Source organism: Arthrobacter sp. 05T423, assembly GCF_056396245.1.
Genome location: NZ_JBFTLC010000016.1, coordinates 58457 through 75888 on the forward strand (window position 1 = coordinate 58457; position 17432 = coordinate 75888).

The window sequence follows — 17432 nt, forward strand, 5'->3', positions numbered from 1 at the left end:
GGGTCAGACTGTCACGGCTTCGATTCCGTTCCGGCCCGCGTTTGCAAGTGGCAGGAGCTGGTCCCAGAGTTCCTGCGGGATGTCATGGTTTAGCAGACGAAGGGTCTCCTCGACACGGTTCGGGCGGGACATTCCAACGATGGTGGACGCCACGCGCTCGTCGCGCACGGAGAATTGCAGGGCGGCTGCGGCGAGTGGGACGCCGTGCTGCCCGCACAGCGCTTCCATGCGCAGGACCCGGTCGATCGTCGCCTGGTTGACAGGCGCGTAGCAGTACCGCGGGACGGCCCGCGGTCCCTTGACAAGCATCCCGCCGCCGAAGGGCGCAGCATTGACGAAGGCGACCCCGCGCCGGGCTGCGTCCTCGAGGAGCGGCTCGGCGGTCTGTTCCACGAGGGTGTAACGGTTGTGGCTGATAACGGCGTCGAACGCGTCTGTGGCAAGGTACTGCAGCTCCAGATCGATCGGCCCCCCGGCGACCCCCAGGTACTGGATAACACCCTGATCCCGGAGATCGATGAGGGCTTCGAGCGGGCCTCCCTTGGCCACACCCTCCTCGAACGAGATCTTCTCGGGGTCGTGCAGGTAGACGAGCTGGAGCCGGTCCAGGCCGAGGCGTTCCAGGCTCTCCTCGACGGACCGGCGGACCCGGTCCCCGGAGAAATCGGTGCTCCCGGGAACCGGGTCGACCTTCGTGGCGACGACGTATCCCTCGGGGATGCCGCCGCGCTCGGCGATCGCCCGGCCAATCCGCTCTTCACTGGCACCTCCGCCGTACTCGTTGGACGTGTCGATGAAGGTGAAGGGTCCGTCGAAGACACGGTGGATCGTGGCGACGGCGGTATCTTCATCGACTTCGTAGCCGTATTGGGCGGGAAAGCTGCCGAGCGCACTCGTGCCGACACAGATATCGGAGACAGTGAGCCTGGTGCGGCCGAAGGGACGAATGGACATGTATTCCTGCTTTCTGAAGCTGAATGAGTTGATGATGGGCGGTTAAGCGGGCTGGGTTTTAGGCAGCTTGGGTACGCCGGAAATGTTTGGAGAAGAAGCCGGAGATCCTTTGGACGCCACCTGCGCTGGACAGGAAAACGGCGAGAACGATCACCGCGCCCTTAATCACCAGCTGCGGCTCGGAGGAGATCCCGACGAGGTTCATGATGTTGATGATGGTCGTCAGGATGAACACGCCGATCACCGCGTTCAGGGGGTCGCCCTTGCCGCCCATGAGGGAGGCCCCGCCCACGACGACGGCTGCGATGGCGTCAAGTTCATAGCCGACGCCGATGAGGGAACTTCCCTGCCGCAGCTGGGCCGCTGCGACCAGGCCTGCCAGGCCCGCGAGCACTCCGGAGATGGTGTAGGTGATGATCAGGTTCCGGGCGACGGGCAGCCCGGAAAGCCGGGAGGCCTCAGGGTTGCCGCCGATCGCGTACAGCGAGCGGCCGAACGTCGTGTACTTGGCCACGAGCGCCGCAACGACCGCCACGATGATGAAGATCAAAACCGGGTTGCGCATCCCGAGGAACGTACCGCGGGAGAAGGCCTGGATGAACGACTGGTCCCGGATCTCGATGAGGCTCGTTGACTGGATGATGTAGCTGAAGCCTTTCACGGCACTCATCATGGCCAGTGTCGCGATGAACGGAGGGATGTTCAGCCCCACGACGAGGATGCCGTTTACGAGGCCTGCGATCCCGCAGCTGGCCAGGACGAACAGCACGGACACGCCTGTGGGCATGCCGGCCTGCAGGGTGAGTGCGGTGAGGACCGTGGACATCGCGAGGATGGACCCGACGGAGAGATCGATACCGCCGGTCAGGATCACGAAGTACTGGCCTATGGCGAGCACGACGACGATCGATGCAGCGGTGATGACATTCTCTGCGTTACGGAACGTCAGAAAGTCATCGGAGACGTAGTAGCCCACCGCGATGATCACGAGGAGCACCAGGATGAGATAGCTCTTGGGTAGGGCGCGCAGGGCGCTGCTCCGCAGGCGCGAGGCGATGCTCGGCGATGAGGACGTGGTGCCGCTGCGCTGGGGCAGAGGCGACAGGGTCCGGGACATGGTTGTTCTCCTGGATAGAAATCTGGTGGATGGCGCTGTCAGGCGAAGCGTTCGAGGATGGCGTTGCCGGAGGGGTCGATCTCGTCGTGGTCGAGTTCTGCGACGACACGGCCGCGGGCCATGACGAGGACACGGTCGCACATCACCGCCTCCGTGATCTCCGAGCTCGCGACCACGACGGTTCCTCCAGCCTGCGCGAACTCGCGGATGAGCTCATACATGTCTTCCTTGGCTCCGACGTCCACTCCGCGGGTGGGTTCGTCGCATACGAGGATGCGTGACTGACGGACGAGCCATCGGGCCAGGATGGCCTTCTGCTGGGTTCCGCCGCTCAGTGTTTTCAAGGGCTGGGTCACGCCGGAGACCTTCATTCCCAGGCGGTCGATCATGTCGGTGGCGATGCTGCGCTCCCGCCTGGATTGGATCACGCTCAGGCGGCTGAACTGCGGCAGGCTGGCCAGTGTGATGTTGCCGGCGACACCCATGTCAGGGATGAAGCCTGCGGCCTTCCGGTCCTGCGGCAGCAGGCCTATGCCGCGGCGGATCGCGTCCCGCGGCGCGCGGAAGTCTACTGTCTGCCCATCGACGCTGATCTCGCCGGAGGTCCGCTTCCGTGCCCCGGCGATGAGGCCTGCGAGCTCGGACTGGCCGCTGCCGATGAGCCCGGAGATGCCGAGGACTTCGCCTTCGCGCAGTTCGAACGACACCTTGTCCACGTATCCTTGCTCGGAGAGGTCGCGAGCGGAGAGAATTACGCGTTCGCGGGCGCCGGGGCCGAGGCGTGGTGAGCGTTCTCCGCGGAGCGCGGCGTCCGCAATGGACCCTTCGAGGCTCTTCCCGACCATCGCCGTTACGACGTCCGCCGGCTTCGAGTTCGCCGTCTTCAAGTCCGCGGCATTCACCCCATCACGCAGCACGGTTACCGCATCACAGAGCGAGAAGAGTTCGTCCATGCGATGGGAGATGTACAGGAGCGTCACGCCCTGCTCGGACAGGGACCGGAGGACCGTGAAGAGCCGTTCCACGTCAGGCATGGGCAAGGTCGACGTGGGTTCGTCCAACAGGAGGACCCTTGCGTCCTTGTGCAGGGCCTTGGCGAGTTCCACTGCCTGCTGTTCTGCGGTGGAGTAGCTGCCGGCCGGACGGCGTACGTCCAGGTCAAAGCCCACCCGGTCCAGGGCGTTGCGTGCCTGTACCTGCATCCGCTGCCAGTCCACGGCCGCACCGCCGCGCAGGGGCAGTTGGCCGAGGAAAATGTTCTCGGCCACGGACAGGGACGGCACGAGGGAGAGTTCCTGGTAAATGGTGTGAATACCAGCCCGCTGGGCGTCCGTCGGATCCCGGAAATGCTGGAGCTCGCCACCAAGGCGAATGCTTCCTGAGTCCGGGGACTCGGCGCCGGAAAGAATCTTGACGAGGGTGGACTTGCCGGCCCCGTTCTGCCCTGCCAGCGCATGGATGGACCCGTGGGCGACGCGGAAGCTGACGCCTTTCAGAGCCTTTACGCCCGGGTAGGACTTGGTGATGCCGTCGAGTTCGAGTTCCGGGGCATTTCGATGTGATTGCCCTGCGGTCCCGGAGGCTGACGCTACCGGTGCCGGGTTGCTGGCGGACATAGCTGTTCCTTAACTAGGACTTTAGGGGAAGAATTGGCTGGCTGCAGACCGCTCGTCAAAGCCGGGAGGCCTTAGCCGTGGGCGCGGACGTAAGTGTCCTGGGGGACGTAGTACTTGGGCGCGTCCGCGGGCGTGACCACCGTTGTGTCGATGTAGTTCGTCTTGTCCGGACACTGGGCCTGGTCACCCTTGACGGCTGCGATTGCCATGCGGACAGCGGCCGCTCCCTGGTCCCACGGCTGATTGGACGCGTCAGCCTGGAGGGGGCCCTTCGGGTTGTCCACCATTTCCTTGATGGCTCCCATGCCACCGTCATAGCTGGCCATGATGATCCCGTCACCCCAGAGGCCGGCCTGCTGCAAACCCTGGACGATGCCGCCGTGCATGACATCGCTCATGCTGTAGACGACCTTAAGGTCGGGATTGGCGGTAGCGACGTCACGGATCGGGGCCAGCGCCTTGTCGGGCTTCCACTCGCCGTACTTGGTGTCCAGCTTCACCGTTTTGACACCGGGGTGCTTGTCCATGACGCTGTTCCACCCGGCCATGAAGCCGTTGAAACGTAGGTCGCTAAGAACATCTCCGGGGAAGCCACCGATGCCGACGATCTTGACCGGCCCCTTGTCGCCATACTTCTCAAGTGCCCGCTCTGCCGCTACCTTGCCGGCGAGCGAGCCTGTGTGCTCCTGATCCTCAGCCACGTAGCAGAACATGTCGGGAACCAAAGACTTGTCGATGCTTGAGTTGACTGTCACCACCGGTATACCAGCGTCTTTCAGCGCCTGGATCGAGGGTCCGACCCCAATCGGGTCGTTCGGATTCATGACGACGACGTCCACGCCCTTGGTAATGAGAGTCTGCACGTCGGCGTTTTGCCGTACAGTGTCGCCGTTGGCGTCCAGCAGTTCCAAGCGCGCCCCGACCTTGCCGGCCTCGGCCTGGCCGCCCTCGACCAGGGTCTTCCACCAGTCGCTGCCGCTGATGCCGCGCTGGCTCCAGCCGATAACCAATCCCTTGCCTGAAGCCTTTTCACCCCCGTCCGCCGCCACGCTGCCGCTCTTGCATCCCGCCAGCCCCAGCGTTGCGACCGTCAAAATCGACGTGCACAGGGCCGCCATGGCCAGCCTCTTGCTCGGACGCAATCCAGTTGTAGTTCTCTGCATGAAAACACTCCCTTGTGTCAGTGAGCGCCCCGCCTCTGGGGCTATGTGGCCCAACTTACACGCTGAGTTAGCGCACTATCAAGAGCCGCAGGAAATTTTCTGAAGTTTTGATGCGTGCTGGTATTTCCGCTGGAAACCGCGGAGAATGAAGGAGAAGGCGGGCATTCTATGATCGGTTGCACTAGTAAGGGTGCTGATTTATCGCTAACTCAACTGACTTTTCTTCTAGCGAGTGCCATCTAAACGGCTCGCGGCAAACTAGGTAGGACAGATGTGCTCGGATCTTGACGAGAACCGGCCCCGGGAGCAACGAGGTCGATTGGAAAGTCCCGACTCGGGGTCACGCGGCCGGTCCCGACCGGACGCCGGACTGAAAAATGCGGTTGCCAAACCTGCGGAGACGGCCACTAATCCTGTGTCGATGGTGGACGTCGCGGTGCTGGCGGGAGTCTCGACGCAGACTGTGTCCCGGGTGGCGAACGGGAGCCCTGACGTGCGCGCTGCCACCAGGCGGCACGTCATTGCTGCGATGAATGAGCTGGGGTACCGGCCCAACAGTGCGGCACGGGCACTGAGGCGCGGCAGTTTTAGGACCATCGGGGTGATCACGTTCTCGCTGTCCTCACTTGGCAACATGCGCACCCTGGAGGCCATTGCCCTGCACGCAGCCCGGCAAGACTTCGCCATCACGCTGATCCCGGTCACCGCCCCGACACAGGCCAGCATCCAGGGCGCGTTCTCCCGCCTGGGTGAACTCGCCGTCGACGCGGTGATCGCCATCATGGAGGTCCACCTCCTCGAGGCAGCGACAGTTACGCTGCCCCCGGGAGTGAAGGTCGTCGTCGTCGACTCGGACGCCGGTGACGGCTACAGCGTGGTGGACACCGACCAGGCCGACGGCGCCCACAAGGCAGTCAAGCACCTCCTGGATTTGGGCCACGAGACCGTCTGGCACGTCACCGGCCCCGAGGAGTCCTTTGCCAGCAAACGCCGCGCCACCGCGTGGCGCACCACCCTCACCGCCGCCGGCAGGCCCGTACCGCCGGTGCTCCGCGGCGACTGGTCAGCGGACTCCGGCTATGCAGCAGGGCTCCGGCTCGCTGACGAACCGGGCTGCACCGCCGTTTTCGCCGCCAACGACCACATGGCCCTCGGCGTACTCCGGGCCCTGCGGGAAAAAGGGAAATCCGTCCCCGAAGACATCAGCCTGGTCGGCTTCGACGATGTCCCCGAAGCCTCCTCCTTCGCACCCCCGCTGACCACGATCCACCAGAACTTCTCCGACGTCGGCAACGAATGCGTCGACAACGTCCTCCAGCAAATCCGCACCAACACCACCGAGCCGGGCGTAACTCTCGTCCCCTCCCGACTCGTGATCCGCCAAAGCACGGCCGCTCCCCGAAAGCGGCCGGCGCCAAATGAACTGTAGGTCCTCATGAACGGAGGCATCGTGGCCCGGCGTGGTGACTCAGTCGCGTATGACGGTCCTCCAACGCGACATCTCACGGCTACTCCCCTGTCACGGCGCCGATTTCGAGCAGGTGAATAGAGGACCACGATCTTCGACCATCTCCCCGATGGAGTTCCGCGTAACCGCAGGGGCCAAGGTTTCACCAGACCTGGCGTTTACAGGCAACCTGCGGCCTATGAATGCGTGTTCGGGGCCGGTAAAGAGTGCATTCGTTAGCCGACACGGTTTATTCGAGTAAGCCTGGGCATGCGAGGCAGTGTCGCTTTTGCCCTACCCCCACCCGGCTTTTTCTAGGGCGGGGTATACCTCAACAGGATCAGCGTGCATATGGATCGGCCGGGCCCCTTTCTGGCCCACCCGCCTTTGGCAGAGCATCTGTATGGGGGTACCATACAGAAATGGAAGACGGCGTCATTGAGCAGCTAGCTGCTGAAGCCAGGGACTTGGCCGCCGAGACGGAAGAGGCCCGGCAGCGGATGCTGAGCTACGCCCGGCGCCGGCAGGAATGCATTCTCGGCCTCCACGCCTCGGGGCTTTCAGTGCGGGCCATTGCGCAGCGGGTGGGAAGCAGTCCCGCGGTGATTCAGGATGCCCTTCGTGCAGCAAAAGGCCGGCATCCTGTCGGCCGCCGTGAGCAACGGTTCCCTTACGAGCTGCACGTCATTCTGGGGATGCGCCTACATGAGGAACCTTTGCGGTTGCGCAGCCTGGCGCGGACGAACCTTGAACGCCTGCGCCACACCCCGCGTGCCGCCGTCGCTGAACGTTGGCTGGACCGGTGGGAAGAACTTCTCCAGCTACCCGATGACGAACTGGAAAGGGCCATGCTCGCCGATACCGAAGAAGGCAGCGACCTTCGCCAGATCAGCCCCTTTGCAGGCGCTTTGAGCCCTGAGGACAGGCTTGTCGCGATGAAGAAAGCGCAATTGCTTGCGAAGGGCTGAACTCGAACACGCCATCCGTGCCGCGACCCAAATCGTTCAGGTGACCAGGTGATCATCATCGGCAGCCAGTCGATCCTGGGCTCCTACACCGAGGATCAACTCCCGGCAGCGGCCACCATGTCCCCCGAAGTGGACATCGCTCCAATGCGGGACGAAGACGCAGACGCCTTGAGCGATCAGCTCAGCTTTGACGCGGGCGAATGGTCAGAGTTCCACACCACTTACGGCTTCTACATCGAAGGCGTCGGCAAGAGAACGGCAATTCTGCCTCCGGACTGGGAATACCGTCTGGTCGGAGTGCGCAACGAAGCCACAAACAACGCCACAGGGCTTTGCCTGGAACCCCACGACTTATGCGCGGCAAAGCTCATGGCGCACCGGGAGAAGGACTTCGAGTTTGTCGAAGCCCTGATAGAGGCACGCCTTATCGACCCGACCGTCCTGGCGCAACGGCTGGCCTCCATCAACCTGGCATCGGTCGAAAGCGATCAGGACCTCGAAGTCCTGGAGTATCGGCGGCAACGATCGATAGCGTGGGCAACTGCCCGCCCGTTTTGATCGACTAATGCAGCCGTAGACAGCCTCGTCCAAGCCGAGAACGCCGGTAGTCGGCGCTGCGGCGGGCAGTGTAATACAAGCAATTGAAGCAGTGGCATTCGCAGGTTCCGAATACACCGGTCCACCAGCAACTTCGGTTGATATTGCATTCGATGAGCGGCGCAGGCCGCCCCTTTTTGAAGCTGGGTCAGCCCGCGGCCTGGCCTTCGCGGGCCACCTCTTCCAGAATTTTGGCTGTCGGCGATGCCTCATCAGCTGCCCGATCACATCCGGCTTATCCCACACCTGGCTGCGCAGCTTTTCCAGAAAGCCGCTCGCAGCATCCTTAGAGTCGAAGTCCAGGAGCACGGCCACGCTGTTCTGGTCCTCTGCATCCCGGAACACGCGGACAGACCGGGCGCCTGAGGCGGCCCGGCCTGCGGGGTCGGTGTCGAAGACTTTCTTCCATGCCTCGTAGTCCCGGACCGGATAGCCAATCTGCAGGGTCAACATCTTCGTTCCTCGCACCGCTCCAGGTTGACGGAAGGCCTGATATCGGCGTTTGAGAAGCCAGGCCTCATCCGCTTTAGAGCTCTCGCGTCCGGGACTTCACCGCTGCTGTATGACCCTTTATGCGTCCACATCCTGATAGGCCAGGCTAAGGCTGCTTCAGTCGCGTATGACGGTCCTCCAGCGACACCTCACAGCTACTCCCCCGTCATCTAGCCAAATTCGAGAGTGTAAATAGAAGATCCTGCTTGCCAGCTATCTCTCGGTTGGGGTCCTCGAGTCCGAAAGGTGGCACGATTTTCGAACCTGTGCCGTCCACAGGCACCCCGCGGGCTATAAATGAGCGTTTCCTGGGCTGTAAAGACTGGATTCTCCAGCCGAGATCCGCGTAGCTGGGGCGGACCGAGCCGGGCAGGCAGTGTCGCTTTTGGCGCACCTCCAGCGGTTATGCCGAGGTCGCGGTTATGCCGATGTTGTCCCCTGATTGCTGTTGGCCCCGTGGGCGCGCGAGAGGAAAGTTCGGCATAAGTGGCTGGTGTTAGAGGGCTTCGAGGAAGGCGAGCAGCTTCTCGGTTGGCTGGTAACGTCCGGGTTTGCCCCGCGGCGGGGCGGTGCGGTCTAGAGCTCGCTGTTTGAGATCGAGGTCGGCGTGGAGGTAGGCATTCGTCGACGCCGGCGACTCGTGGCCGAGCCACAGCGCAATGGTTGTGGAGTCTATTCCGACAGCGAGCATCCGCATGGCGCAGGTGTGGCGCAGCACGTGTGGTGTGACGTTCTTGGCGGCGATCGTCGGGCAGGTGCTCGCTGCTCGGGATGCGTGGAGGGTGATTCTTTGGGCCACTGCATCGGTTGACATCTTCCTGGCGGTGCCACGCGGACAGAACAGGGCCCTCGTGACTGGGCCCGGCGTTTCAGCCAGCCAGTTCTTCAAGGTGGTGGCTGTGAGGACATCGATGGGGGTCGCGCGGTCTTTGCGGCCTTTGCCGTGGCAAGCGATGTGGGCGCCGGGCTTGCCGAGGTAAACGTCACCTCTGGTGAGGCCGGTCGTCTCCCCGACGCGCATTCCGGTGGTGATCATGATCCTTATCAGCAGGTGGTCCCGTCGGCATCAGCAGGTGGTCCCGTCGGCCTGTCCAGGTTTTCTGGTCGGGGCTGGCGAGCAGTGACTCGACCTCGGGGTCGGTGAGCCAGGAGATGACGCCCCGGCGGGTGTTCTTCGCGGGGATGGCCAGGACCCGCGCGATCTGGGAGGCATGCTCGGGGTGGCGCAGCGCTGCATGGCGAAACAACGAGTGGATGACAGCCAGGCGGGCATTGCGGGTCCGGACACTGTTGTGTCGCTGCTGTTCGAGGGCGGCGAGGAACTCGCCGACTAGAGGAGCGTCGAGCACTGAGAAATCCAGGTCACTGGGTGCGATCCCTTTGTGGTCATGGACTTAAACCAAGAACAGACGCAGCGTGTCACGGTAAGCCGCGACGGTGTGAGGACTGGCAGCACGCTGAGCGAGCAGGAAGCCGGTGAAGAACGATTCGAGGGTAGGTGCCAGTGCGGTCATGGCAGGGCCCTCCTTTCAGGGCCCGCCGCCCGTCGGGCGACGACAGCCATTAGTTCGGGGCTGGCAGTGAGATACCAGTAAGTGTTGGCAGGCTGGGCTTGGCCGAGGAAGGTAGCGAGAGTAGCCAGCCGGGCGTCGACATTAGCACCTTGATGGTGGGCGTCGATGAGGGTGTTGACTGCGAAGCTGTGGCGCAGGTCGTGCGGGCGGGGAGACCCGCAGCCAGCCCTGTCCGGCAGTTGACACTCCCTGACCAGGCGGGCGAAAGCGGCTCGGGCTTTGTCCTGGTTCAGCCGACCGCCCTGGGGGCCGAACAGCAGCGGGCGCCCCGGTTTGGCCACCTTGTGTGGCCGCTGCGCCTGGTAGGTCCGGAGGGCGGCAAGGGATGTGGGATGCAACGGAATCAACCGCTGGTGGTCGTACTTGCCGGTTACCATCAACAGCGCCTGGTCGGCATCAAGGTCCTCGACGTTAAGCGCAAAGGCCTCGCCGCTGCGCATTCCGGTCACCGCCAGCAGGCCGATCAGCGTGCGAACGCTGAGCCCGAACAGCTGCGGAGTGAGCACTGTGGTTGCAGCCACCATCAGACGGCTGACCTGCTCAGCAGAGTAGAGATAAGGCAGCCGACGCGTAGTTCGGGAACGGATCAGCCCGGGAGGGATCAGTTCGGCGGCCTCCGGATCAACGTCGTGCACGTAGGCGGCCAGCCCGGCGACGGCTCGCAGTCGGGCCGCCTGCCACCGTTGAGTGCTGGTTCGCGGCTGGTAGGCGTAGGCCAGGGCATCGGCAGTGGTGATCTTGTTGATCCCCTGCAGGACCAGACCGTGGAGGAAGCCTGCGATCAGCCAGCGCTGATCCCTCATCAGGTAGCCGCGGGCGTGGCGCTCAGCCAGCCATGCTTCGGCGGCTGCAGTCAGATCAATGCTCATTGCCTCTCCTCCGCTGTTGGCCATGGACGGGCCAAAGTCCCCAGGGCCGGAAGGTCCGCCTTGGCATAAATGCCGGCGGAACCCACCTGTGAATGCCGCAGCAGCTGGCTCGCCTCGATCAGGCCGCCACCTGCTGCGAGTACTCCGCAGGCGGCGGTGTGGCGCAATCTATGCGCGGCACCTGGGCCAGTGACCCCGCCTCGGCGCAACGCCGCCGTCACCATGAGTGAAACGCCGGGAACCGACAGACCAGCGTGCGGAGCGGGCGATCTCAAGAACACCTGGCGACTTCCCGCGACAGACGGGCGTTCCTCCACCACATACGCGGCCACGGCCGCGCCCACGTCAGGCGGCAGAGGGAGCACATCAACGCGGTCGGCTTCGCCATGGACTCGAACGAGGCCGGCCCGCCAGTCGATGTCTTCCAGGAGCAGTCCCGCGATCTCCCCGGCGCGCAAACCCATCCCCAGCATCAAGGCACCATCGCCTCGTTCCGAACGCGATCTGCTCCCTCGCTCACCGCCATCCTCAGGGCGGCCACTTCGGCAGCGGCCAATGCCCTGGGTGGCCGTGTCCCTCTCTCCGGCGCGAACGAACCAACCGCCTCAGCCAGAGGCGCTGAGATCGTCCCCTCCAGCCACATCCAACGAAGCAATGCCCGCAGCGCCTTCGCCCGCCCCTTCACCGACGCCATAGGGCGCCCAACCGCCCACCGGGTCACGAACCCATCTACTTGCCTTGCGGTGAGCCCTTGCCAGCTGTCAGGGCCAGGGAACGTGGCGAGGAAAGGCCTAACATGGCCCACGTAGCCAGCCACCGTGCGCGGCGCCAACCCGCGCTCCACCAACAGGTAATTAGTGAATCCCGCCAGCAGCACCTCTGCCGGGGATCCGGGCGCAACCGGCTCTGGCGCAGGTGCCACACGCAGCCGCCGAAGGTACCCCAGTAGCGGCGCTAGCGCCCGCTCCGACCGCATCTTCCGACTCTGCGGCGCTCATCAAGAAAGCGCCCGGCCACTGCAACCGTCAACTCCTCAGCTGACAGCCCCTCCGCCGCCAGCCACCCCGACAGGAACCTCAATAACCGGAGTTGCGCCTCGAAACTGGGCGGCGAATACCCGAGCTGGACGAGCTCCGATACAAAGCCCTCCACATACCCACCAAGCGGACCAGACACTGTGGCCCTGCGCGGACCTGCCATGACACTGCTCCTCTCCAGACAATGGAGAAAGAAGTATCACTCCACGTTCGGCCTTTTCGTTATGCCGAACTTCGCGCGCCCCACGCCGCCAAGCCGCAATCCGCCGCCACATCTATCGGCATAACCGCGACCTCGGCATAACCGCTGAGGGTGCCCCAAGAGCTACACCGGCACACGAGGAGCCGGGCCCGCCAGGTCTGCACGAAGCCGTGGCAGCAGTTGCGAGCAACGAACACCCTTCCAGCATGGCCCTTGCAGCGAACAGACACCTGAGGCCCCGAACCAGGGGATCAGAAGTCTCCGTTCGCGCTCAGCGGGCGAATTAGACCTCGGCCGCGGGCGCCGCGAACTGCGCCTCGTACAGCCGCGCATACGCCCCACCGGCAGCCAAAAGAGAAGCGTGCGTGCCCTGCTCCACGATCCGCCCGGCCTCCATCACCAGGATGAGGTCGGCATCGCGGATCGTGGAGAGGCGGTGCGCGATCACGAAGCTCGTCCGGTCGCTCCGCAGCGCGCTCATCGCCTTCTGCACCAGCAGCTCCGTCCGGGTATCCACCGAACTCGTCGCCTCGTCAAGGATCAACACCGACGGCCGCGACAGGAACGCCCGCGCAATCGTCAGCAGCTGCTTCTCGCCGGCCGACACATTGGAGCCCTCGTCCTCGAGCACAGTGTCGTACCCTTCCGGCAAGGCGCGCACGAAGCGGTCCACGTAGGTCGCCTGCGCCGCTTCCACGATCTCGGCCTCCGACGCCGAGGGCCGTCCGTACGCGATGTTGTCCCGGATGGTCCCGCCGAACAGCCACGTATCCTGCAGCACCATGCCCATCCGCGAGCGCAGCTCGCGCCGGGGGACAGAGGTGACGTCCACGCCGTCGAGCGTTATCCGCCCGGCATCCAGCTCGTAGAACCGCATCATCAAATTCACCAGGGTGGTCTTGCCGGCCCCGGTAGGTCCTACGATCGCCACGGTCTGCCCCGGTTCCGCCACGAGGCTGAGGTCCGTAATCAGCGGCTTGTCGGGTGAATAGGAGAACGAGACGTTCTCGAACACCAGCCGGCCCCGCCCGCCGTCAAACGAACGGTCCGTAAAACCAGGCACCGGATCCGCCGACTGCTCCTCCGTATCCAGCAGCTCGAACACCCGTTCGGCGGACGCCACCCCGGACTGCAGCAGGTTGGCCATGGACCCCAGCTGCGCCAAGGGCTGCGTGAACTGCCGCGAGTACTGGATGAACGCCTGCACGTCGCCCAGCTGCATGGCGCCGGACGCCACCTGCAGCGCGCCAACCACCGCGACCCCCACGTACACCAGGTTCCCGATGAACGTCAGCGCAGGCATGATCAGGCCAGAAATGAACTGCGCCCCAAAACTCGCTTCGAACAGCTCCGCGTTCTTCTGCCGGAACCGCTCCTCCACCTCCCGCTGCCGGCCAAACACCTTCACCAGCGCGTGCCCCGTGTACGTCTCCTCAATCTGCCCGTTCAGCTCCCCCGTGTGCTTCCACTGCGCCACGAACAGCTTCTGCGAGCGCTTGGCGATCAGCGCCGTGGTCACCAGCGTCAGCGGCACCGTCACCAGCGCAATCAGCGCGAGCACCGGCGAGAGCAGGAACATCATCACCAGCACGCCCAGCACCGTGAGCAGCGACGTGACCGCCTGGCTGATCGACTGCTGCAGGCTCTGCGAGATATTGTCCACGTCGTTCGTCACGCGGCTGAGCAGCTCGCCGCGCTGAATGGAGTCGAAGTACCGCAGCGGCAGCCGGTGGATCTTCGCCTCGATCCGCTCGCGCAGCCGGTACACGGTCCGCTGCACCACGCCGTTGAGCACGTACGCCTGGATCCACCCGAACGCTGACGCCAGCACATACAGCGCCAGCGCCCACAGCAGCACATTCGCCAGCGCCGCGAAGTCGATCCCCGCCCCCGGCGTCAGGGTCATCGCCCCGAGCATGTCCGCCTGCGCATCCTTGCCGGATGCCCGCAGCCCGGCGATCACCTGCTCCTTGCTCGCCCCGGCCGGCAGGTTTTTGGACACAACTCCGGCGAAGATCAGGTTGGTGCCCTCGCCCAGCAGCCGCGGCCCGGTCACCGAAAACGCCACGCTTACGACGGCGAGAGCCAGTACCAGCGCCAGCCACGCCCGCTCGGGACGCAGCTCCCCCAGCAGCCGCCGGGCCGACGGCCCGAAATTCATTGCCTTCTCCGCCGGAACACTCATCCCGGCAAACGGTCCGCCGCGTCCCGGCCCTCCCGTGGGCCGGGGAATGCGTACGACGTCGGCCCGCTGGGTTCCCGGGGCAGCGCCGGTTCCGTGGGCCCCGGCTCCAGGGGCGCCGGCTCCAGGGGCGTCGGCTCCGGGGGCGGTACCAGTGCCGCGGGCGCGGCTTGAGGTGCTCATGCCGCCTCCTCCGCCGCCAGCTGCGAGGACACGATTTCGCGGTACGTCTCCGACGTCTCCAAAAGCTCCCCGTGCGTTCCGCGCCCGACGATCCTGCCGCCGTCGAGCACTAAAATCTGGTCCGCGTCAACGATGCTGGAGACGCGCTGCGCGATGATCACCAGCGTGGCCCCGGCAGTGTCCCGCCGCAGCGCCTGCCGGAGCCGGGCGTCCGTGGCGGTGTCCAGCGAGGAAAACGAGTCGTCAAAAATGTACAGCTCGGGCCGTTTCACCAGCGCCCTGGCGATCGCCAGCCGCTGCCGCTGCCCGCCGGAGACGTTGGTGCCGCCCTGTGAGATGGGAGCCTCCAGGCCGCCCTCCATCTGGCGCACGAAGTCCGCGGCCTGGGCGGTGGCCAGTGCGTGCCACAGTTCCTCCTCGGTGGCATCCGGCTTGCCGTACAGCAGGTTGCTGCGCACGGTTCCGGAAAACAGGTACGGCCGCTGCGGCACCAGGCCGATGTGCCCCCACAGCAGATCCGGGTGCAGCTCCCGCACGTCCACGCCGCCCATCAGTACGGCGCCGGACGTGGCGTCGAAGAGCCGCGGCATGAGGTTCACCAGAGTCGTTTTCCCCGAGCCCGTGCTGCCGATCACCGCGGTCGTCCTGCCCGCGGCGGCGGTAAAGCTGACGCCGCTGAGGACCGGCCGCTCGGCACCCGGGTAGGCGAATCCGACGTCGCGCATTTGCAGCTCACCGGGGGCGGTCCCGGTGCCGGTGCCGGTGCTGCGGGAATCGTCGTCGGCAAACATCACCGGGTTCACCGGAGGACGCACGGACGACTCCGTCTCCAGCACCTCTCCGATCCGGTCCGCCGAGACGGCCGCACGCGGGATCATCACGGCCATGAAGGTGGCCATCATCACGGACATCAGGATCTGCAGCAGGTAGCTGAGGAACGCAACCAGCGTGCCCACCTGCATGGAACCGTCCTCGATCCGGAACGACCCGAACCAGATCACCGCCACGCTGGACACGTTCAGCACCAGCATCACCACGGGAAAGGCGAGCGCCATCAGCCGCCCGGCACGCAGCGCCGTGTCCGTGACATCCGCGTTGGCGCCCGCGAACCGCTCGGTTTCCAGGTCCTCGCGCACGAACGCCCGCACCACCCGGATGCCCGCAAGCTGCTCGCGCAGCACCCTGTTGACGGCATCGATCCGCAGCTGCATCAGGCGGAACAGCGGCACCATCCGGCTCACGATCAGCCCAACGCCGAGCAGCAGCGCCGGCACGCTCACCGCGATCAGCCATGACAGCTGGGCATCCTGCCGGACGGCCATCACCACGCCGCCGATGCTGAGCATGGGCGCCGCCACCATCAGCGTGGCGGACATCAGCACCAACTGCTGGACCTGCTGGACGTCGTTCGTGGACCGCGTGATGAGGCTGGCCGGGCCGAACCGGGTGACCTCCTGTTCCGAGAAACCACCCACCCGGGTGAAGATCGCCCCGCGCAGGTCCCGGCCCATGCCCATCGCCGCCTTGGCCCCGAAGTACACGGCCGTCACCGCGCACGAAATCTGGAGCAGGGTGATGAGCAGCATCAAGCTGCCGACACGCAGGATGTAGCCGGTGTCCCCCGTGGCCACACCCAGGTCAATGATGTCCGCGTTCAGCGTGGGGAGATACAGGGACGCAATGGACTGCGCCAGCTGAAAAACGACGACGGCGATCAGCAACCGCTGTTGCGGCTGCAGGTACCGGACAAGAAGCTTCCAAAGCATGCAGGTGCACCCTCGCTGCGGGTCCTCGAAGTGATGGGAAGGCCAGTGTACGTCCAGCGGCTTAAGACAGACTGTAAGCTGAGGCCGTCGCCGGTAATCCGGAAACACCGCAAAATGAGCACCGCAAATTGAACACCGCAAATTGAAGAATGGGGACTTCATTGAGCGATCAGCAGCTGGGCTTTCGCGAGTCCGGAAACATTGGGCCAGGAAACATACCGCAGGCTGTCCGGCTCGCGGCAGCCTGCTGGGTAGCCAGCGCCGTGGTGGCCGGTATGATGCCCGTCATCCTGGAGGTGGCCGGAATCGACTTTGGCCAGTCCATCCCGGACTGGGCGGTGCCCTATCTCGTGGCGTTCGCCGTCCCGCTCACCGCCCTGCAGGTACTGGCCGCGCAGCATTTGATGTACGGCGCGCGCTGGGCCCGCCTTCTTTTGACCGTCGCCGCAGCCCTGTCGGCGCTCGGCGCACCCGTCGACCTGACAGCCCTGATCCTGGCCGGCCTGGTCCTGACGCTGGCAGGCGCCACGCTGATGTGGCTGCCCGCCTCCAACCGGTTCTTCCTCCTGCGCCGGAACGTGGGCGCCTATCCGGTTCCTGCCGATGCTGGTCCGGATCCCGCCGTCAAAGACACAGCCCTCAAAGACGGTGCCCTCAAGGGAGGACTCCTGTGACTGACACGCTCCTGCTGCCCGCGGTGGCCGAGGCCCTGGCCGTCCACGGCGTGACCCACGAGGTCCTCGAATGTTCGCCGGAGCTGGCGGACACGGCGGAGTTCTGCGCCCACTACGGCTTCAGCCTTGAGCAGGCGGCCAACACCATCCTGGTCGCCTCGAAGAAGGTGGAGCCCGCCCGGTATGCGGTGTGCGTGGTCCTCGGCACCACCCGGCTGGACGTGAACCGTTCCGTCCGGTCCCTGCTCGAGGTCAAGCGGGCCTCCTTCGCCGACGCCAGCACCACCACCGCGCTGACCGGCATGCTGGTGGGCGGAGTCACCGTGCCCGGCATCGAAGGGCTGCCCGTCTACGTGGACCGCGCCGTGATGGACGTGCCCCGGGTGGTCATGGGCGGCGGCAACAGGTCCAGCAAGATCGTCCTCGACCCCGCCGAACTCCTCAAGCTGCCGGGCGTGGAGGTGGTGGACGGGCTCGCCACGCCGCGCGAACCGGTGGAAGTGCCGGGCGACTGAGGCTGTGGCGCCTGCTGCCTGAGGCGTTCCCGGCGGCGTCCGGGCAAGGCGGGCGCGCGGGCAGGCCATTTTCCCG

At 65.0% G+C, this 17432-nt stretch carries 15 protein-coding genes; 5 read left to right on the forward strand and 10 right to left on the reverse strand.

Annotated elements, in window-relative coordinates; all coding sequences use genetic code 11:
- Nucleotides 1-3: 3 nt before the first annotated feature.
- The 4 genes from AC1DFE_RS13295 to AC1DFE_RS13310 all read right to left on the reverse strand — a co-directional run bounded on the left by AC1DFE_RS13295 (nucleotide 4) and on the right by AC1DFE_RS13310 (nucleotide 4850).
- Nucleotides 4-954, reverse strand: coding sequence for an aldo/keto reductase (locus AC1DFE_RS13295; RefSeq protein WP_476906345.1), 951 nt, complete (start codon nucleotides 952-954; stop codon nucleotides 4-6).
- Between the two features lie 58 nt (nucleotides 955-1012).
- Complete coding sequence (locus tag AC1DFE_RS13300; RefSeq protein WP_476906346.1) at nucleotides 1013-2071, reverse strand: ABC transporter permease; 1059 nt, start codon at nucleotides 2069-2071, stop codon at nucleotides 1013-1015.
- A 38-nt stretch (nucleotides 2072-2109) separates the two neighbouring features.
- A complete protein-coding gene (locus AC1DFE_RS13305) occupies nucleotides 2110-3687 on the reverse strand; it encodes a sugar ABC transporter ATP-binding protein (protein WP_476906347.1) in 1578 nt (525 codons plus the stop codon).
- A gap of 71 nt (nucleotides 3688-3758) precedes the next feature.
- A complete protein-coding gene (locus AC1DFE_RS13310) occupies nucleotides 3759-4850 on the reverse strand; it encodes a sugar ABC transporter substrate-binding protein (RefSeq protein ID WP_476906348.1) in 1092 nt (363 codons plus the stop codon).
- 319 nt (nucleotides 4851-5169) lie between these two features.
- Between AC1DFE_RS13310 and AC1DFE_RS13315 the strand changes: the two genes are divergently transcribed.
- From AC1DFE_RS13315 to AC1DFE_RS13325, 3 genes are all read left to right on the forward strand, one after another.
- A complete protein-coding gene (locus tag AC1DFE_RS13315; protein ID WP_476906349.1) occupies nucleotides 5170-6279 on the forward strand; it encodes a LacI family DNA-binding transcriptional regulator in 1110 nt (369 codons plus the stop codon).
- A 440-nt stretch (nucleotides 6280-6719) separates the two neighbouring features.
- Nucleotides 6720-7265: a hypothetical protein gene (locus tag AC1DFE_RS13320; RefSeq protein WP_476906350.1), complete on the forward strand. Its 546-nt coding sequence runs from the start codon at nucleotides 6720-6722 to the stop codon at nucleotides 7263-7265.
- Between the two features lie 48 nt (nucleotides 7266-7313).
- Nucleotides 7314-7823: a DUF6036 family nucleotidyltransferase gene (locus AC1DFE_RS13325; protein WP_476906351.1), complete on the forward strand. Its 510-nt coding sequence runs from the start codon at nucleotides 7314-7316 to the stop codon at nucleotides 7821-7823.
- 1027 nt (nucleotides 7824-8850) lie between these two features.
- On the opposite strand, the gene AC1DFE_RS13330 is transcribed toward AC1DFE_RS13325, so the two are convergent.
- The 6 genes from AC1DFE_RS13330 to AC1DFE_RS13355 form a co-directional block, all read right to left on the reverse strand.
- Complete coding sequence (locus AC1DFE_RS13330) at nucleotides 8851-9390, reverse strand: tyrosine-type recombinase/integrase (protein WP_476906352.1); 540 nt, start codon at nucleotides 9388-9390, stop codon at nucleotides 8851-8853.
- 474 nt (nucleotides 9391-9864) lie between these two features.
- Complete coding sequence (locus AC1DFE_RS13335) at nucleotides 9865-10797, reverse strand: tyrosine-type recombinase/integrase (RefSeq protein WP_476906353.1); 933 nt, start codon at nucleotides 10795-10797, stop codon at nucleotides 9865-9867.
- Nucleotides 10794-11270 carry a tyrosine-type recombinase/integrase gene (locus tag AC1DFE_RS13340; protein WP_476906354.1) on the reverse strand — a complete coding sequence of 159 codons (477 nt, stop codon included), beginning with the start codon at nucleotides 11268-11270 and terminating at the stop codon, nucleotides 10794-10796. The genes AC1DFE_RS13335 and AC1DFE_RS13340 overlap by 4 nt, the downstream gene beginning before the upstream one ends.
- Nucleotides 11270-11773: a site-specific integrase gene (locus tag AC1DFE_RS13345; protein ID WP_476906355.1), complete on the reverse strand. Its 504-nt coding sequence runs from the start codon at nucleotides 11771-11773 to the stop codon at nucleotides 11270-11272. Before AC1DFE_RS13345 ends, AC1DFE_RS13340 begins: the two co-directional genes overlap by 1 nt.
- 546 nt (nucleotides 11774-12319) lie before the next feature.
- Nucleotides 12320-14401 (reverse strand): ABC transporter ATP-binding protein, encoded by a 2082-nt coding sequence (locus tag AC1DFE_RS13350; protein ID WP_476906356.1) that lies wholly within the window; start codon nucleotides 14399-14401, stop codon nucleotides 12320-12322.
- Nucleotides 14398-16167 (reverse strand): ABC transporter ATP-binding protein, encoded by a 1770-nt coding sequence (locus AC1DFE_RS13355; RefSeq protein ID WP_476906357.1) that lies wholly within the window; start codon nucleotides 16165-16167, stop codon nucleotides 14398-14400. The genes AC1DFE_RS13350 and AC1DFE_RS13355 overlap by 4 nt, the downstream gene beginning before the upstream one ends.
- Before the next feature lie 161 nt (nucleotides 16168-16328).
- Here AC1DFE_RS13355 and AC1DFE_RS13360 point away from each other — a divergent pair, with 161 nt between their 5' ends.
- Together AC1DFE_RS13360 and AC1DFE_RS13365 are read left to right on the forward strand one after the other, a co-directional pair.
- A complete protein-coding gene (locus tag AC1DFE_RS13360; RefSeq protein ID WP_476906358.1) occupies nucleotides 16329-16841 on the forward strand; it encodes a hypothetical protein in 513 nt (170 codons plus the stop codon).
- Nucleotides 16838-17356: a YbaK/EbsC family protein gene (locus tag AC1DFE_RS13365; protein ID WP_476906359.1), complete on the forward strand. Its 519-nt coding sequence runs from the start codon at nucleotides 16838-16840 to the stop codon at nucleotides 17354-17356. Before AC1DFE_RS13360 ends, AC1DFE_RS13365 begins: the two co-directional genes overlap by 4 nt.
- Nucleotides 17357-17432: the final 76 nt, after the last annotated feature.